The 14,305-nt window shown below is 42.2% G+C and carries 12 protein-coding genes and 1 pseudogene (1 of these 13 only partly in view); 3 read left to right on the plus strand and 10 right to left on the minus strand.

Annotated elements, in window-relative coordinates; translation table 11 throughout:
• A pseudogene (locus A2048_03335) lies at positions 1-533 on the minus strand (hypothetical protein); it reaches 106 nt to the left of the window's first position.
• A gap of 107 nt (positions 534-640) precedes the next feature.
• Positions 641-2,098 (minus strand): hypothetical protein, encoded by a 1,458-nt coding sequence (locus tag A2048_03340; GenBank protein ID OGP07768.1) that lies wholly within the window; start codon positions 2,096-2,098, stop codon positions 641-643.
• 120 nt (positions 2,099-2,218) lie between these two features.
• On the opposite strand from A2048_03340, the gene A2048_03345 reads away from it, so the two are divergent.
• From A2048_03345 to A2048_03355, 3 genes are all read left to right on the plus strand, one after another.
• Complete coding sequence (locus tag A2048_03345) at positions 2,219-3,418, plus strand: hypothetical protein (protein OGP07769.1); 1,200 nt, start codon at positions 2,219-2,221, stop codon at positions 3,416-3,418.
• 46 nt (positions 3,419-3,464) lie between these two features.
• Entirely contained in the window at positions 3,465-3,752 is a 288-nt protein-coding gene (locus A2048_03350; protein ID OGP07770.1) for a hypothetical protein, read from the plus strand.
• A 67-nt stretch (positions 3,753-3,819) separates the two neighbouring features.
• Positions 3,820-5,013, plus strand: a complete 1,194-nt coding sequence (locus A2048_03355) for a sodium:proton exchanger (protein OGP07771.1) — start codon at positions 3,820-3,822, stop codon at positions 5,011-5,013.
• On the opposite strand, the gene A2048_03360 is transcribed toward A2048_03355, so the two are convergent.
• Genes A2048_03360 through A2048_03395 form a run of 8 tightly spaced genes read right to left on the minus strand, consistent with a single transcriptional unit; the run spans position 5,010 to position 14,129 of the window.
• Positions 5,010-6,575: a hypothetical protein gene (locus A2048_03360; GenBank protein OGP07772.1), complete on the minus strand. Its 1,566-nt coding sequence runs from the start codon at positions 6,573-6,575 to the stop codon at positions 5,010-5,012. The two genes, A2048_03355 and A2048_03360, sit on opposite strands and share 4 nt — an antisense overlap.
• Positions 6,576-8,135 (minus strand): hypothetical protein, encoded by a 1,560-nt coding sequence (locus tag A2048_03365; GenBank protein ID OGP07773.1) that lies wholly within the window; start codon positions 8,133-8,135, stop codon positions 6,576-6,578.
• Between the two features lie 25 nt (positions 8,136-8,160).
• A complete protein-coding gene (locus tag A2048_03370; GenBank protein OGP07774.1) occupies positions 8,161-8,976 on the minus strand; it encodes a hypothetical protein in 816 nt (271 codons plus the stop codon).
• Between the two features lie 41 nt (positions 8,977-9,017).
• Positions 9,018-10,565: a hypothetical protein gene (locus A2048_03375; GenBank protein OGP07775.1), complete on the minus strand. Its 1,548-nt coding sequence runs from the start codon at positions 10,563-10,565 to the stop codon at positions 9,018-9,020.
• A gap of 29 nt (positions 10,566-10,594) precedes the next feature.
• Entirely contained in the window at positions 10,595-12,079 is a 1,485-nt protein-coding gene (locus tag A2048_03380) for a hypothetical protein (protein ID OGP07776.1), read from the minus strand.
• The gene (locus A2048_03385) at positions 12,080-12,325 is read right to left on the minus strand and encodes a hypothetical protein (GenBank protein OGP07777.1); all 246 of its coding nucleotides are present in this window, start codon (positions 12,323-12,325) and stop codon (positions 12,080-12,082) included.
• A gap of 2 nt (positions 12,326-12,327) precedes the next feature.
• Complete coding sequence (locus A2048_03390; protein OGP07778.1) at positions 12,328-13,305, minus strand: deoxyhypusine synthase; 978 nt, start codon at positions 13,303-13,305, stop codon at positions 12,328-12,330.
• A 53-nt stretch (positions 13,306-13,358) separates the two neighbouring features.
• The gene (locus A2048_03395; GenBank protein OGP07779.1) at positions 13,359-14,129 is read right to left on the minus strand and encodes a hypothetical protein; all 771 of its coding nucleotides are present in this window, start codon (positions 14,127-14,129) and stop codon (positions 13,359-13,361) included.
• Between the last annotated feature and the right edge of the window lie 176 nt (positions 14,130-14,305).

Genomic DNA, 14,305 nt, shown 5'->3' on the forward strand with positions numbered 1-14,305 from the left:
AAAAGAAAGGAGGAATGTGTATTCACCCATAAAACCTGGATCAGTGCCAATAAAATGAGTTTTTTAAACGTAAATGATGCATCCACCCACAATTCAAAAATAAAAATGGAGAAAAAAATAAAAGAATAAAGTTCCGGCCTTAAAAGTTGCAGTCGATTCCCTGAAAGATACAAAACCAGACAAACCAAAAACAAACCCAGCCATTTTTGATCATAAATTTTGTAAAACAACTTATAAAGAGTCAGAGCCAAAACAAAAACACTCAAGGCACTTAAAATACTTAGCCCCAAAAAATGGCCCCATTGAAAAACCTTCCAGAAAAGAACACAGGCCAGCCATTCCAGATTGATCCATTCTTTCCCAGGCACTGTAAAACTGAAAGAATCAGTTTGAGGAACCTGGTGGTTTTCCAAAATAATCTGCCCTGTTTTAAGCTGCCAAAACAGATCGGAATTCCCCACGGCATGCATCCCCAAAAGCAGGGACCAGAAAATTAAAACGAGCCCCACAGTTCCTTTATTAAAATAATTCATGGTTACCTTATGCAAATTCATGGTTCGACCACCGCGTAGCGGGGTCCCGTGTACGGGAGAGCCTCACCATGTCCAATTTCTAACCTTATGGACATATAACATGCCTTTCATGGTTGTTGTTCCAATTCATTGAGCCTCTTCTTATACGTTTCATTATCGGGTTCATAGATAAGCAGAGTCTCCAATTGTTTTTTTTCTGCATGAACATACCATTGCGGATTGGTTTGCAAATACCAGCTTAGGATGAATCTTTTTTGCATTACAAACATAAGACTATAAAGCACCAGCAGGCAGACCAACAAACTCACTTTTTGCCGGGTGCTTGGTGCCACATGCCGGCATCGACAAAACAATTCCTCAAGACCCAAAGCACTTAAGATTGAAATAAAGGGAATCACCACCAAAACATAACGTATCCAGTTCAATTTGTAGGTGTAAGCTGTCGCGGCACTCCAAAAAAAAGCATGCAGCAAAAAAACAAGAACCTTATTGCCTTTTTGCTTCAACCATAAGGGAAGAGTAAAACACCCGACACAGAACAAAATAAAAATAAAAGGGATTTTTATAAAAGCATAAACCCGGTCATTGGCCCAAAACATTTGCCTTAAAAAGGCGGCAAACCCCATCAGGGGGTTGGGAAGAGCATCCAGCCGAAACAAACTCATCTGCAGATCCACCCTTTCCCATCGATGCCCAAACATTCTCAGAATAAAATGGAAAGGATCTCCCCACAACGACGGGTTCAAACCATAAGTGAAAAGGGCAAAAAAGAAACTCATGGCAAAAAAACTGGCAAGAGCCATTTTGATTTCGGCCCGGCCCGATCGGATGCAAAAAACGGCAAGACTTAGACCGCTCACACAATAAGCCAAGAGCCCATTGATCTTGGTTAAAAACAAAAGGGCCAAAACCACACCCAATAAGCTTGAAGCCAGAATTTCGTGTTTCTTTTTTTCCAAACAGGAAATTTGATACAAATTCAAAAGAAGGCTTAGCGACAAAAAAAACAGGAAAAGACCATCCGAAATAACCCAGACTGAAGTCAATAAAACATGTGGAGAAAACGAAAATAAAATTGCAAAAAAACAGGCCACACGAAACGAAAAAATATTTTTTACAATAAAGAAAAAAAGAAGGGTGGCTAAAGCAAAGGACAATGCATTAAGAAACCGCCCCGCCACAAGAGATTGGAGTGGAGTTTTTTCAACATTGGCCCAATGAAAATCAACAAAATGACTGATATTTTCATCATTGGCATGCCACCACTCCTTTAAGTCAGGTGTTGTAAAATGAATTCCTACAAGGGCCAAAACCCCACCCAAGGCATATTTAAACAAGGGGGGGTGGTCGATGGCATCCAGGGCTTGCCAGTCGGGGCTTTCCCAATTTTTTTGGACAAAGGCCAGATCGTAGTAATAAGCCGAATAAATCCAGGCCGATTCATCAAAATCACGGAGAGGACGATGGGCATTGTAAAAAAAATTGATTGCGAAAACTGTAAGAATAAAAAAACAACACACAAAAGAAAGAATTCTGTCTTTTTGCACAGTGAGATTATGGCACATTTCTTCCTAAAGCTAAAATTGTCTTTTGCAGGAATTTGTCCTGAAGAAACAGCCAAAATTTTTCTGTCAAAATTTTTCTTGTATTACCGGCAACCAGCGACTAGCAACTAGCGACCAAATATGTTTCCTAAAATAAAAATTACAGCAAAGGGGTTATCCTGGTTTCAAACCGGGCATCCTTGGGTGTTTAAGTCTGACTTGGCTGACAAGTCGGACAGATCTGACAGGTCCGACACGTCTGACCTTAAACCCGGGATCGTCGAGGTGGTTGGCCCGAAAGAAAAATTTTTGGCTTTAGCTCTTTATTCCCCCCATTCCAAAATTGCCCTGCGTATTTTGGCGCGCAAAAAAGAAAGCATCAACCCATCGTGGTGGGAACATAAAATCCAAAAAGCAATTTCCTTAAGAAACAAACTTCCCATTGCTTCCAACGCAAAACGTCTCATCTTTGGAGAGTCCGATGGCCTTCCCTCTCTTATTGTTGACCAATATGACCAGTATCTTGTCATTCAAACTTTGAGTGCCGGCATGGAGGTTTATAAAAAAGATATTATCCCAAGTTTAAAAAACATTCTTGAGCCCAAGGGAATTTTAGAACGCAATGATGCCACGGTACGCAACCTGGAACACTTGCCCCAAACAGTGGAAGTGCTTGCAGGAGAAGTTCCTGAACATATCACCATTGATGAAGGTTCCCTAAAATTCATCGTTAATTTACGCACGGGACAAAAAACCGGCGCATTTTTAGATCAAAGGGATAATCGTCTTCTTGCGGGCCGGCTCGCCTTTGGAGATTGTCTCGATATTTTTTCCTATCAGGGTTGGTTTGCCTGCCACATGGCCAGCAAGGCCAAGCGCATCACTTGCCTTGATTCATCGCTTGAAACCCTTGCCATGGCCAAAGAAAATGCAAAACTAAACGGGTTTGAGAATAAAATGACCTTTGTGCAGGCCAACGCCTTTGACTTTTTAAGAGAACTTGAAACCAAAAAAGAATATTTCAACACGGTCAATCTTGACCCTCCTGCCTTTGTCCGCAGCATCAAAGAAAAAGAAGGGGGTTATCGCGGATACAAAGAAGTCAATCTGCGTGGCATGAAATTGCTAAAGGATGAAGGTGTGTTTATCAGCTCTTCATGTTCCCATGCCATGGAACGGTATGATTTTCTGAACATGATTCACCAAGCCGCCCTTGATACAAATGCTGAGCTAAAAATTTTGTATTTAATGGGTCAAGCCCCCGACCATCCCATTCATCCGCATGCCTCTGAAACCGAATATTTAAAATGTTTATTTGCATGGGTTGAAAAAAACAAATGACAGCCGGCTTGTGTTTGGGATAGTTGTTTTTTTGTAGGGGCGAATCTTGGAAGTGGTCACCGAGCGGAGTCGAGGGGTCGAAGGGGCCACCTCGACTCCGCTCGGTGACCAGCCAAATAAGCCCCCACACAATACAAAGGAGCAAAAAATGGCCATCGTTGAAGAATCCGAATATAAAGGAAACCCCATGATCGTGTTAAAAAATAGCGCCGAAGACCGCTATCCTTTCCAGTTTGGACTTAAAAAAGCCAAATTGGTCATTGAACACATTGAAGACATCAAAAAGTTTGTCGACAAACACGACAAAGAACAACCTGAACCCCCGGAAGAATAATTTTGTAGGGGCGCTCCTTGGTGCGCCCTATTGGGTACGGCAAGCGAGCCACCCCTACCAATAAATTATGCATCCATTTCCAAAAACAAAACACCTCGCCATTATCGGATTTGTCCTTACCCTTTGCCTTCAATGGGCTTTTTTCAGGTTTGGAGTGGAACATCTTCACTCCCCCTGGAATGCCCTGGCCTCCGGTTTGGCCATTTTTGCTGCTAGCTACATGCTGTCGTGGGGCGCCGAACTGGCCCAGTTTGAAATGCCTCAATCGTTGGCCATTGCCTTTTTGGCCCTTGTGGCTGTTTTACCTGAGTATGCCGTAGATATGTACTTTGCCTGGAAGGCCGGCACCAATCCCGAATATATTCACTATGCCACAGCCAACATGACGGGGGCCAATCGTTTGCTCATCGGTGTGGGTTGGGCCGCCGTTGTCTTTGCTTATTTTTTTAAGACAAAAAAAGGAGAGGTCATCCTGGAAAAAGAGAATCGCACCGAGATTTTTGCCCTTCTTTTAGCTACGGTTTACTGCTTCATTGTTCCATTCAAACAAAGTTTATCCTGGATTGATTCGGTTTTTCTTCTTTCCATCTTTGTCTGGTACATCCGGCAAGCCATGAAAGCCAAACATAAAGAACCTGAAATCGAGGGCCCCATTCTTGAAATTGCCGAATGGAAACGTTTGCCAAGAATCATGGCCACCTTTTTCTTTTTTGGAGTGTCCGGTTTCACCATTTTTATCGCGGCCGAGCCCTTTGCTGAAGGAATTTTGGAAGTGGGAAGAAAAACGGGCATTGAGGAATTCATTTTGGTGCAATGGCTGGCTCCCTTGGCCTCAGAATCACCCGAATTTATTGTCGCCCTTATTTTTGCCTGGAGAGCCAACGCAGCCTCAAGTTTGGGAACGCTTATCTCATCAAAAGTGAATCAATGGACCCTGCTTGTGGGCATGCTTCCCCTGGTTTACAACCTGTCGGCCGGGCACATTGGCCCCATGGTCATGGATGCGCGCCAATCGGAGGAAATTTTCCTTACGGCGGCCCAATCCCTCTTTGCCATCGTCATCATCGCCAACCTGCGCTTTTCCATTACAGAAGCCCTTTTGCTGTTTGTATTGTTTATGACCCAGATTTTCTTCACTTCAACAGAGGCCCGAACCATCTACGCCTTTGTTTATATTGCCCTGGCAATAGGTTGGTTTTTTGCGGTGAAAAGCAATAAAAAGGGATTTCAGGAAATTTTGAAGATAGCCATCAAACGTTAAAATAACGGCATGGGAACTTTTTTCAAAAGTTTTTTATTCCGTTTTTGCTTCATGAAAACAAAGGGCTCTTCTTCGCCAGAAAATTTTTGATTTTCATACAACTCATCTCCGAGAATACGAATAATACTTCCCTGGTTTGAGTTCACTCTTCCCTCTATTTGCCCTGCCTTTTTAATTGCCAATAAAGTTGAATAGGAAGACAAAAAATCATCATGCGTCATTTTATCGAAAAATTCAAAATAAGGATCATGCCCAAGATTAATGCGTGAACCGTGGTCCCCATGGATCACTACCATCAGATTTTCAAGAGCGCCTTCCTTTTGAAGCGACTCAAACAAATCTTCCTCTAATTTCATCAGGCAGCGTATTTGGCCGTAATAAAGAGCATATTTTTTATCATAAGTTTCGGGAGTGTTCATGGACGGTGCATCCTCGCTGTATCGATTCTTCATCTCCCAATCCTGAACGGGAAGCGGTTTGCAGGAAGCATCATAAACATAGGGGAAATGAGGCATGAGCATATGGACAAAGAAAAGCTGATAAGAACCCTTTTGAAGGATATCTTTTTTAATTCCACCAAAGACTTGGGGCACGACACCAAGCCCCCCGGTAAGGGCAGGAAAGAAGCGTCCAAGCACAGTGCGTCTCCTGAGTTGCCGGTAAACTGAATTGCTTTGAAGCACAACATTTCCTAAAAAAATGAAGCGATCCTTGAGGGAATAGCCTTCTTTGATAAGGGAAGCGGGATTTATTTTTGGATACTCTTCACAGGTCGCAATACCTTCCCCACAGTAATCGATGTAATCGTTCTGATAAACATGAAGATCATATCCCGCTTGAAGGGCCGCATCGAACAGGTCGTTTTTAAAAAGTTCGCGCTTTCCCTTTTCTCCAAACCACATCGTCTCCTTTTGGGTCCCGTTAAGAATGTTGGGAATGGCGTTATCTGTCGTAAAATAAGGACTGTAGGCTTTTGTAAAAAGAGTGAAACCCAGTTTTTGGTAGAAATCTCGGATATCCTCTTGGAGGGCCTTCGTTTGAGGGTGTTCCGGGGGCATACCTTCAACCCCTATATGCTCATCTAAAATGATATAAAGAACATTCTCCCCAGAAAAGAGCCATGACTCCTGTGAAGAGGTTTCCATCGCTGTATGTGAAGAACCTTTTTTGTCGGAAGATATTAAAAACCATTTCATTCCTTGTGCAAACCCCAAGCCTATAAGAAAAATGAGGATGATTTTAGGCAGAGGAAAATAGATCTTGAGGAAAAAAAGAAAGAGGACGAGGCAGAGTCCTGACAACATCAAAAGCTTGACGATCGTCATGTCGCGGCCTTGCGTGGATAGAAACCAAAAGATCAAAAAGGCTGAGGTGAAAGAAACTCCAAATTTCTGGCTACAGAGACGCGAGCTAAGGAAGGCAAGTGCAAGAATTAAAACAAAGAGAATCCAAAGTTCGGAGAAGGAAAGTGTATACCCATTGTGCAGGACAATATTGATGACGGGACATGCCATCAAGAGCAGATATCCCAAAAATAATTGAAAGGATCGGGAAAGGTTCATTTAAAATCTCACCATATCACGAGGAACCATAACGTCGTCTTTCCCTGACTTAAGCACTAGATAGAGGACGGGGTGGGCATCGTCTAAAATTTCCTTACCTTCTAAAAAACCATTCACAATCTGCGTCAAGCTTCCCATGGCATTATTGATTTTACCCGTTCTTTGGCCTTTATTTTTAATGGCCATCAAAGCCGCATGGGAAGCAATCAGATCTTCATCGCTAATTTTATCCGCATACTCACGGTAAGATTCATAGTTGAGCACAATCCGCGACCCATGATCCCCATGGACAATGAGGGTCACATCATCAAACAAACCTTCCCGCTTCAAACCTTCCAAGGTCTTTGCTAAAAAAGTGTTTAAACAATCTATTTGCGCATAATAACTTCTGAGTCTCTCCGCATGACCCTCCGGAGTATTTTTAGGGACGCCCCCAGTAAATTCAACCCGGTTCATCCATTGGTTAAAGGGTTTCACTCGACATTTATCGTCATAAACATAGGGGCTGTGCGGCATGAGAATATGCATGAAATAAAGGGTACGGCCGTTATCCTTCTTTAAATCTTCATTCAACTCACCAAACAAATCGGGAATGACTTGAATGGCCCCTGTCCTCTTGGGCATCCAGGCAAAGTTTCCCGTGTATTTATTAAGATCCCGAATGAGCGAATTGGTTTGCAAGTAAAGGGAAGTCAAAATCCATGATTTCTCATACCAGGGGAAATCCGTCCCAAAAATCGCATAGGGTGAATTTTTATTATAGCGATAGCATTTGGATACAAAATCATTACAAAAGTCTATATGATCAGGGGCATAAACATGGATATCGTATCCCTTCTCTTTGAAAGTCGTGAATAGTTTATTCTCGGAGAGAAAACGCTTCCCCTTACGTTTGTCATAAAACTCCTGATGAACGACGGAATAAGTTCCGTTGAGGGTGTTAGGAAGGGAATCTTCAGTCGCGTAATAATTACTATAGGCTTTAGGGAAAAGGGTGAACCCATAATTTAAATAAAAATCTGCCAGCTTTTGGCGCATCTCCGCCGTCCCGGCCATTTTTTGAGGCATGCCGTCTAAACCGATGTGTTCATCCAAAATAAAATAGAGAACACTTCCCGATCCCGAATGATCCACGGGGGTTGACCTATGAACTGCTAAAGAGGAATCTCCATGTTTCTGCACAAGAATCAAAATATCTCCCACAAGAATACCCACAATGAGTAAAAAAATAATGGAGTGAAGATGTTCGTAAACTGCCCTTAAAAAGAAATATAAAATCAATGAGCCAAGAGCCAAAAGGGCCACCACACCAAAACCGAATATGGACTTAAGACTTAAGATAAGCCAAAAAATCAGAAACGTATACATAAGCGCCAGCCTGCTTTGTTTTTGGGAGGCAAAGAAAGCAATGATAAACAGGAGGCACACCGTCACGAAGGCAGGAATAACAACTTCAAAGGTAAAAAGAGGATAATGATTGTACGCGAGAAAACGAACAAAAGGATAAAACAACAAAAAATTAAAAAAGACTCCGTGGGAAAAAAGGCGCTGATTCGTCATGATTGAGACCTTTTCAAAAAAGGGATTAGGATTTCTTTCTTAAAATACATGCCCCCTTTTCGGTTTCGATAGTTTCCTGAAGCAAATGGGGATAAAGTTTTGCCCATTTTTGAAGCATTGTTGTTTCATCTTTTCTGAAAGTATCATCCACCAACGCCGTAGCTTTACTTGAAAGCTTTTTAATCAAAAGGGGCAAAGCAGGGAAACGGGCTAATTTTTGCAACCATCCAGGAGGGCCATCTACAATTAACAAATCAATGGACTCAATTTCATTGAATTTTTCAATATCATACCATCGATGATTTTGTAAGTTGACTTCCAGATGAATCAAAGGAGCATGGATCAGTTTTATTTTTTGAGTTAACCCATGGGCCTCTAAATTCTGCCGTGTTTTTTCCAAGTAAATAAGATCATGTTCAAAAGAATAAAGGGTTGTATTGCCCAAGCCCTCTAACAGATACCCCATAACCAGTGTAGAAACCCCACATCCCAATTCAACAATAATTTTAGGTTTATGATCTAAAATTTCACTCACAATAATATTTACAAAATCCGGAGATACAGCCCAGCTTCGCATAATGGGCAATGGTTTTCTGATTTTAACAACAGCATGAAGAGATTGAAGGGCATCCAGTTGGGAATACAACTTAACAAGCTCCAAATAGAAAAAACAAAAACATACAATCATATAAAACAGAATGACTAAAGCACTCACAACACCAACAAGGGTCAAATAAAGCTTATCATTGATGAAAAAATACCCGTAGCCACAAACACACAACGCACCAACAGCGGGCGCCAACAAAAAAGTTTTTTTCATTAATAGATTTTTAATGCTCATTTCAATCTCCTTTATTTGTCTTAACCAATATGAACCCTCATTTAAAACAAAACCATCGGGTAGGGCACCAGTTTTACCGACCCCGGGCTTTCCGCAAAATAAACAACCCCGTCATTTTCTCCTGTAAACTCCCTATCATTTAATTCTTCTTTTAGAATCGCATTGAGCCCACCCTCGTTTGAATTTATCGTTCCCTGTAATTGAAACGATTTCTTGATTGCAAGCAAAGTGGAAAATGAGGTGAGGATGTCTTGGGCACTTATCCTGTCTTTGAATTTAGCAAACGGATCATACTCTAAATTAATCCGAGATCCATGATCCCCGTGAACCACGAGAGTCATCCCATTAAAATCACCTTGATTGATAAAACCATCAAAAAGAGAACCCAGCAAGCTATACAGACAGTCCATCTGTTCATAATATAAACCATAGCGCTCTTGATAACTTGAAATTGAATTTTTCGGACTATCCCCGGAAAATTCGGCCCTTCCCTTCCATTGGCTCACAGGTCTTGGCTTGCAAGATGGGTCATAGACATAGGGGTAATGGGGCATAAGAATGTGGGCGAAAAATAGGGTGCCACTTTTATGAGCACGGGCATCTTCCCCTATTTCTTCCAACATATGGGGAACCACATTGAGCGAACCGGTGATGCTTGGGAAGGTGTCGGGCGAAAATGATTTTAAAACCTCTTTGAAAATGGAATTGGTGTACAAATAGAGCGAGCTGGTTACAAATATTCTTTCAATCAGCAAATAGGATTTGTCATTTATAGCCAAGGGTGAGTTTTTTGAAAAACGGTGGCATTCATCAACAAAGCTATTACAAAAATCAAGATAGTTGGTTTGATAAACATGAATTCGATATCCTTCTTTTTTAAGATTTTCAAAGAACTGGTTAGAAGCTAAAAGGGCGCCTTCCCTCCTCTCTTTCCCAAAGTACGCCTGGCCCTGGGGCAAATCGGTGCCATTAAGCGTGTTGGGAATGGAATCATTGCTCTGAAAATAACGGCTGTAGGCCTTGGGGAATAAAGTGAAATGATATTTTTCGTAAAAGCTATCCAGTTTCTGTTTCATGCCCTGTGTTTGGGGTACGGACAAGGGCATGCCATCCACACCGATATGCTCATCAACAATGAGATATAAAATATTTTTTTTGTCTAAAAGAGAAATATCTTTTGGGATTTGCGGTGTAGGATCTTGATGAATCTTATTTGAAATGGCCAAAATTACATCAACAAACAAGATGCCGGCTATGAATACACCTGCCATGCGAGAAAAAAACAGATTGGCTTCTTTAAGGCAAACAAAGAGCCCAAAAAATAGGAAAGCCATTCCTACAAATTCACCCCAAGCCAGGTTTCCAAATACAAAGCTTAGCAAGAAGTAGAATAAAACAAGATAGATGATGTCGACCGCTCCGTTCTTTAGAAATAAGGCCAAGAGCCCAAAAATCAGGATGAAGAAAAAACATGGCAACAAAAATTCCCAGGTAGTTAATGGATATTGATGATGAAAAAAGAATTTAAAAAACGGGTAAAGAAAGATGAAACTCCAAAAAGCCCAATGGATTAGTTTTGATGGTTGCATGTCATTTTCTTTTATCCAACAGGAAAAACCTAAGACTCAAAAAAATAGAGAGTGCGTTCAGAACCGGGGATTTTCTCCTTGTGCATTTTGGACCAAACAGCTCCAAAAACTTGTTCGAAATGCTGGACAGTATAATCATGAAAAACATCTTCACGATGAGTAAGCAAACGGGCCACCATCGAATCGGTTTTGGGAACAAATTCGATAATGAGTTTGCGCCCACAGGCAGCCAAGAACTCGGCAATTTTGGCCAGCGGCACATTGGCTGTAATTCGCAAATGATGGATAAGGGCCAACGCCATCACAAGATCGGCCCTCCCCCGTTGGGTAAGCGACATGCGCTCGGTGTTATTCCAGCCAATAGCGGGCGTGGGGTTGGCCAAATCAGTCACCAAGGGAAGCATGAAAGCATCCCCTTCTTTTTTTGCCTGCTGATAATTGGCATCGACACAGAGTTGATCGCCGTCAAAACACACCGAATAAATTTTCCGGTTTGAGCCAAGCCGCGAAAAAAATCCCGTATTTCCTCCAAGATCCCAAAGTGTTTTTACAACCCCCGCATCCAAAACTTTTTCAATAAACTCCTTCTTGAAGTTTTTTGATTCAAGCTCGTAATTATTATTGCTGTCGGCGTAGTCAATCCACTCCGTTTTCACAGAAGGAATCTTTAACCCACGAACGGTAGATTCCAAACTGTCAATCAAGGCCAATTGGCGCGTCAAATTAAAAGCCAAATTCATTTTTTGACTGGTGGCTTGTTTGATTTCTTTTTTATTTTCAAATTTCTGCTGGCTCTTGGCATGCATCACCAAGTGCATCATCAACCCTGCCCTCATTTTCGATTTGAAAGGAAGTAATTTGGAAACCAGGGGAAGCGGAAACCCATCAATATGAGCCTGCAAGTGACGATTTAAACCCAGATCAACTTGACTCATTAAAGCCAGGGGTGCCAAAAAATGCTGACAAAACTGTCGGTAGGCCACCCAGGGTTTATCCTCTCTTTTTTCAAAAGAAAGCGTATCGATAAAAATCGGCTTTGATCCGATAAACTGCACATTGAAAAAAGAGGCATCTTTTAAGCTCATGTTTTTTTTAAGGGCTTCGCGATGGACGTCAAGAGTTAAAAGAGCCGCATCTTTAAATTGTGAAAATGACCATTCGTAGGGGTAAGAAATGAAGGGAATTTGAACGGGCTTTAAGATTTTATGGGGGGAGGGCGCACCAAGGGGCGCCCCTACGGGATCTCCCGTACGGGCGCTGCTTGCTGCGCCCTTCCCGTGTAGGGGCGCCCCTACGATTTCCTCATGCGAAACCAAAAGTCCGCGCGAAGCTAAAACATCATAAAGCCCGCTGGACATGAAAGCCTCAAAGTCGTCACGGCCTTTATCGGTGATAACACGATAGATGACCCCATTTTCTTTCACAACATAACCCGCATCATCACGAAAGGAGGAATTGACCCTGAGCGATTCCGTGCTAGTCGAGGAAGAGTCGAATGGGTCAAGAACAAGCATTTAGGAGGGATCCTTTTTTCTAAAGAAAGCTTTGATCTTTTGCCAGTACACCTTGACGGTATAAACAGCGGCCAAAACACTTCCCACCACAATTTGAAGAATCATACTCCCCGTGCCCGGATCAAGGTAGGCATGGGCTGTAGATGGGAGGAGGAAGATGGAGAGAATAAGGATAAAAAACATAAATTTATTAAATCCCCCTCTTTCCCCCTTTAATAAAGGGGGACGAAGGGGAATTTTTTCCATTATCAATTCCCCAACACATAATTAAACACAAGCGGAGCCACAATTGTGGCATCCGACTCGATAATAAACTTTGGAGCATGGGGCTCTAGCTTATACCATGTGATTTTCTCGTTGGGGACAGCCCCGCTGTAAGAACCATACGAAGTGGTGCTATCGCTGATCTGGCAAAAATAACCCCAAAGTTTTGTATCTTTTTGATGCATATCCTGAATTAACATGGGCACAACGCAAATGGGGAAATCACCCGCAATGCCCCCACCAATCTGGAAAAACCCCAGGGGATTTTTAACCGTCATCTCTTGGTACCATTGGGCCAAAAAAGCCATTTGTTCCAAACCGCTTTTCACCACGGTATAGCGGCTGATTTCCTTGTTTAAAACATGGCTGACAAAAACATTGCCACAGGTTGAATCTTCCCAGCCGGGAGTAATGATGGGAATATTTTTCTCGCAAGCAGCCAAGAGCCAGGAGTTTTTGGGATCAATCTCGTAATGTTTCTCAAGTTTTCCTGATCGAAGCAACTGATAGGCAAATTCGTAGGGAAAATAACTCTTGCCCTCTTTGTCAGCTTTTTGCCAAAGATCGAGGATATGGTCTTCGATGCGGCGAATGGCTTCATCTTCAGGAATGCATGTATCAGTGACACGATTAAAACCTTCGTCCCTTAAGGCCACTTCTTGTTCGGCTGTCAAATAACGATACCCGGGAACTCTTTTATAATGGGTGTGAGCCACCAGGTTATAAATATCTTCCTCCAAATTGGCCCCCGTGGTGCAAATGCCGTGGATTTTGTCTTGGCGGATCATTTCAGCCAGTGAAATACCAAGCTCTGCCGTACTCATCGCACCAGCCATGGACAAAAACATTCTTCCCCCACCTTTTGAAAAATCAATCCAGCCCTCAGCCGCATCAACGATAACGGCCGAATTGAAATGACGGTAATTATGTTTAATGAAATTTCGAATCGTCTGATTGCCCATAATGCCTCCAAGAATTTTGAGGATTTAACGTGAGAATGAGAGAAATGCAATATTTATGTATACACATCCACCACCAACCCGTCATAGGCCAATTCAATCCCCGCAGGCAGGGTCTTATTGAAGACATCGTGGTCGTAATCATGGGTTAGGTGAATCAGATATGTTTTTTTGGCTTTGATTTCTTGGGCTGTTGCAATAGCCTGATCTAAATGAAAGTGAGTGGGGTGTGGCTCCAACCTTAAACCATCCAAAAAAAGAACTTCCAGATTTTCCAGATTTTTCATGGAAGCTTTGGGAATCCCGTTGGTGTCGGTCAGCCAGGCCGCGTTGCCAATACGATAATTATAAGTCATGTACTTGGAACCATGACGGCATGGAATCATTTGAACCGGCACCCCCAGACAATCAAAACTCCCTTCAACACTAAAAGCCTCCAGACGTGGAACAAGACTGGGGTAAGCCGATGATGACCTGAAGATATAGGGAAAAATTTTCACCAAATGATCGATGGTTTCTTTTTCACCATAAACGGGAATGGCCGAGTTTTGATAGGCATTATAAACACGCATTTCATCAATTCCATGAACATGGTCTGCATGAATATGGGTATAGAGCACGGCATCCACACGTGTGATGTCAAACCGTAAGGCCTGCCAACGTAAATCGGGACTGGTGTCTACCAAAATGAATTTTCCATCCACTTCAAAAAGGCAGGAAGAACGCATCCGATTATTTTTTGGATTGGACGATTTACAAACGGCACAGTCGCACCCGACAACAGGAACACCGGAAGAAGTGCCTGATCCTAAAACGGTTATTTTCATGGTAACAAACTACCATACACTTTTTATTAGGAAACAAAAAATTTTATGGTTGATTAACATTTAATTATTTCTAACTTTTAATGAGCACTAACGGGGTCAATCCCATTCTTAGTTGAAATTGTTTGATAACCATCACGCTGCTATTTTTTGTTGTTTAATAAAAACCGTTTTCATCT

The organism is Deltaproteobacteria bacterium GWA2_45_12 (assembly GCA_001797365.1).
Lineage (GTDB): Bacteria > UBA10199 > UBA10199 > UBA10199 > UBA10199 > UBA10199.

Coding starts and splice junctions, on each gene's coding strand:
- A2048_03375 (OGP07775.1), bottom strand. CDS start 10,565: ATGCAACCATCAAAACTAATCCATTGGGCTTTTTGGAGTTTCATCTTT.
- A2048_03360 (OGP07772.1), bottom strand. CDS start 6,575: ATGAACCTTTCCCGATCCTTTCAATTATTTTTGGGATATCTGCTCTTG.
- A2048_03395 (OGP07779.1), bottom strand. CDS start 14,129: ATGAAAATAACCGTTTTAGGATCAGGCACTTCTTCCGGTGTTCCTGTT.
- A2048_03390 (OGP07778.1), bottom strand. CDS start 13,305: ATGGGCAATCAGACGATTCGAAATTTCATTAAACATAATTACCGTCAT.
- A2048_03340 (OGP07768.1), bottom strand. CDS start 2,098: ATGTGCCATAATCTCACTGTGCAAAAAGACAGAATTCTTTCTTTTGTG.
- A2048_03380 (OGP07776.1), bottom strand. CDS start 12,079: ATGCTTGTTCTTGACCCATTCGACTCTTCCTCGACTAGCACGGAATCG.
- A2048_03355 (OGP07771.1), top strand. CDS start 3,820: ATGCATCCATTTCCAAAAACAAAACACCTCGCCATTATCGGATTTGTC.
- A2048_03370 (OGP07774.1), bottom strand. CDS start 8,976: ATGAGCATTAAAAATCTATTAATGAAAAAAACTTTTTTGTTGGCGCCC.
- A2048_03385 (OGP07777.1), bottom strand. CDS start 12,325: ATGGAAAAAATTCCCCTTCGTCCCCCTTTATTAAAGGGGGAAAGAGGG.
- A2048_03345 (OGP07769.1), top strand. CDS start 2,219: ATGTTTCCTAAAATAAAAATTACAGCAAAGGGGTTATCCTGGTTTCAA.
- A2048_03365 (OGP07773.1), bottom strand. CDS start 8,135: ATGACGAATCAGCGCCTTTTTTCCCACGGAGTCTTTTTTAATTTTTTG.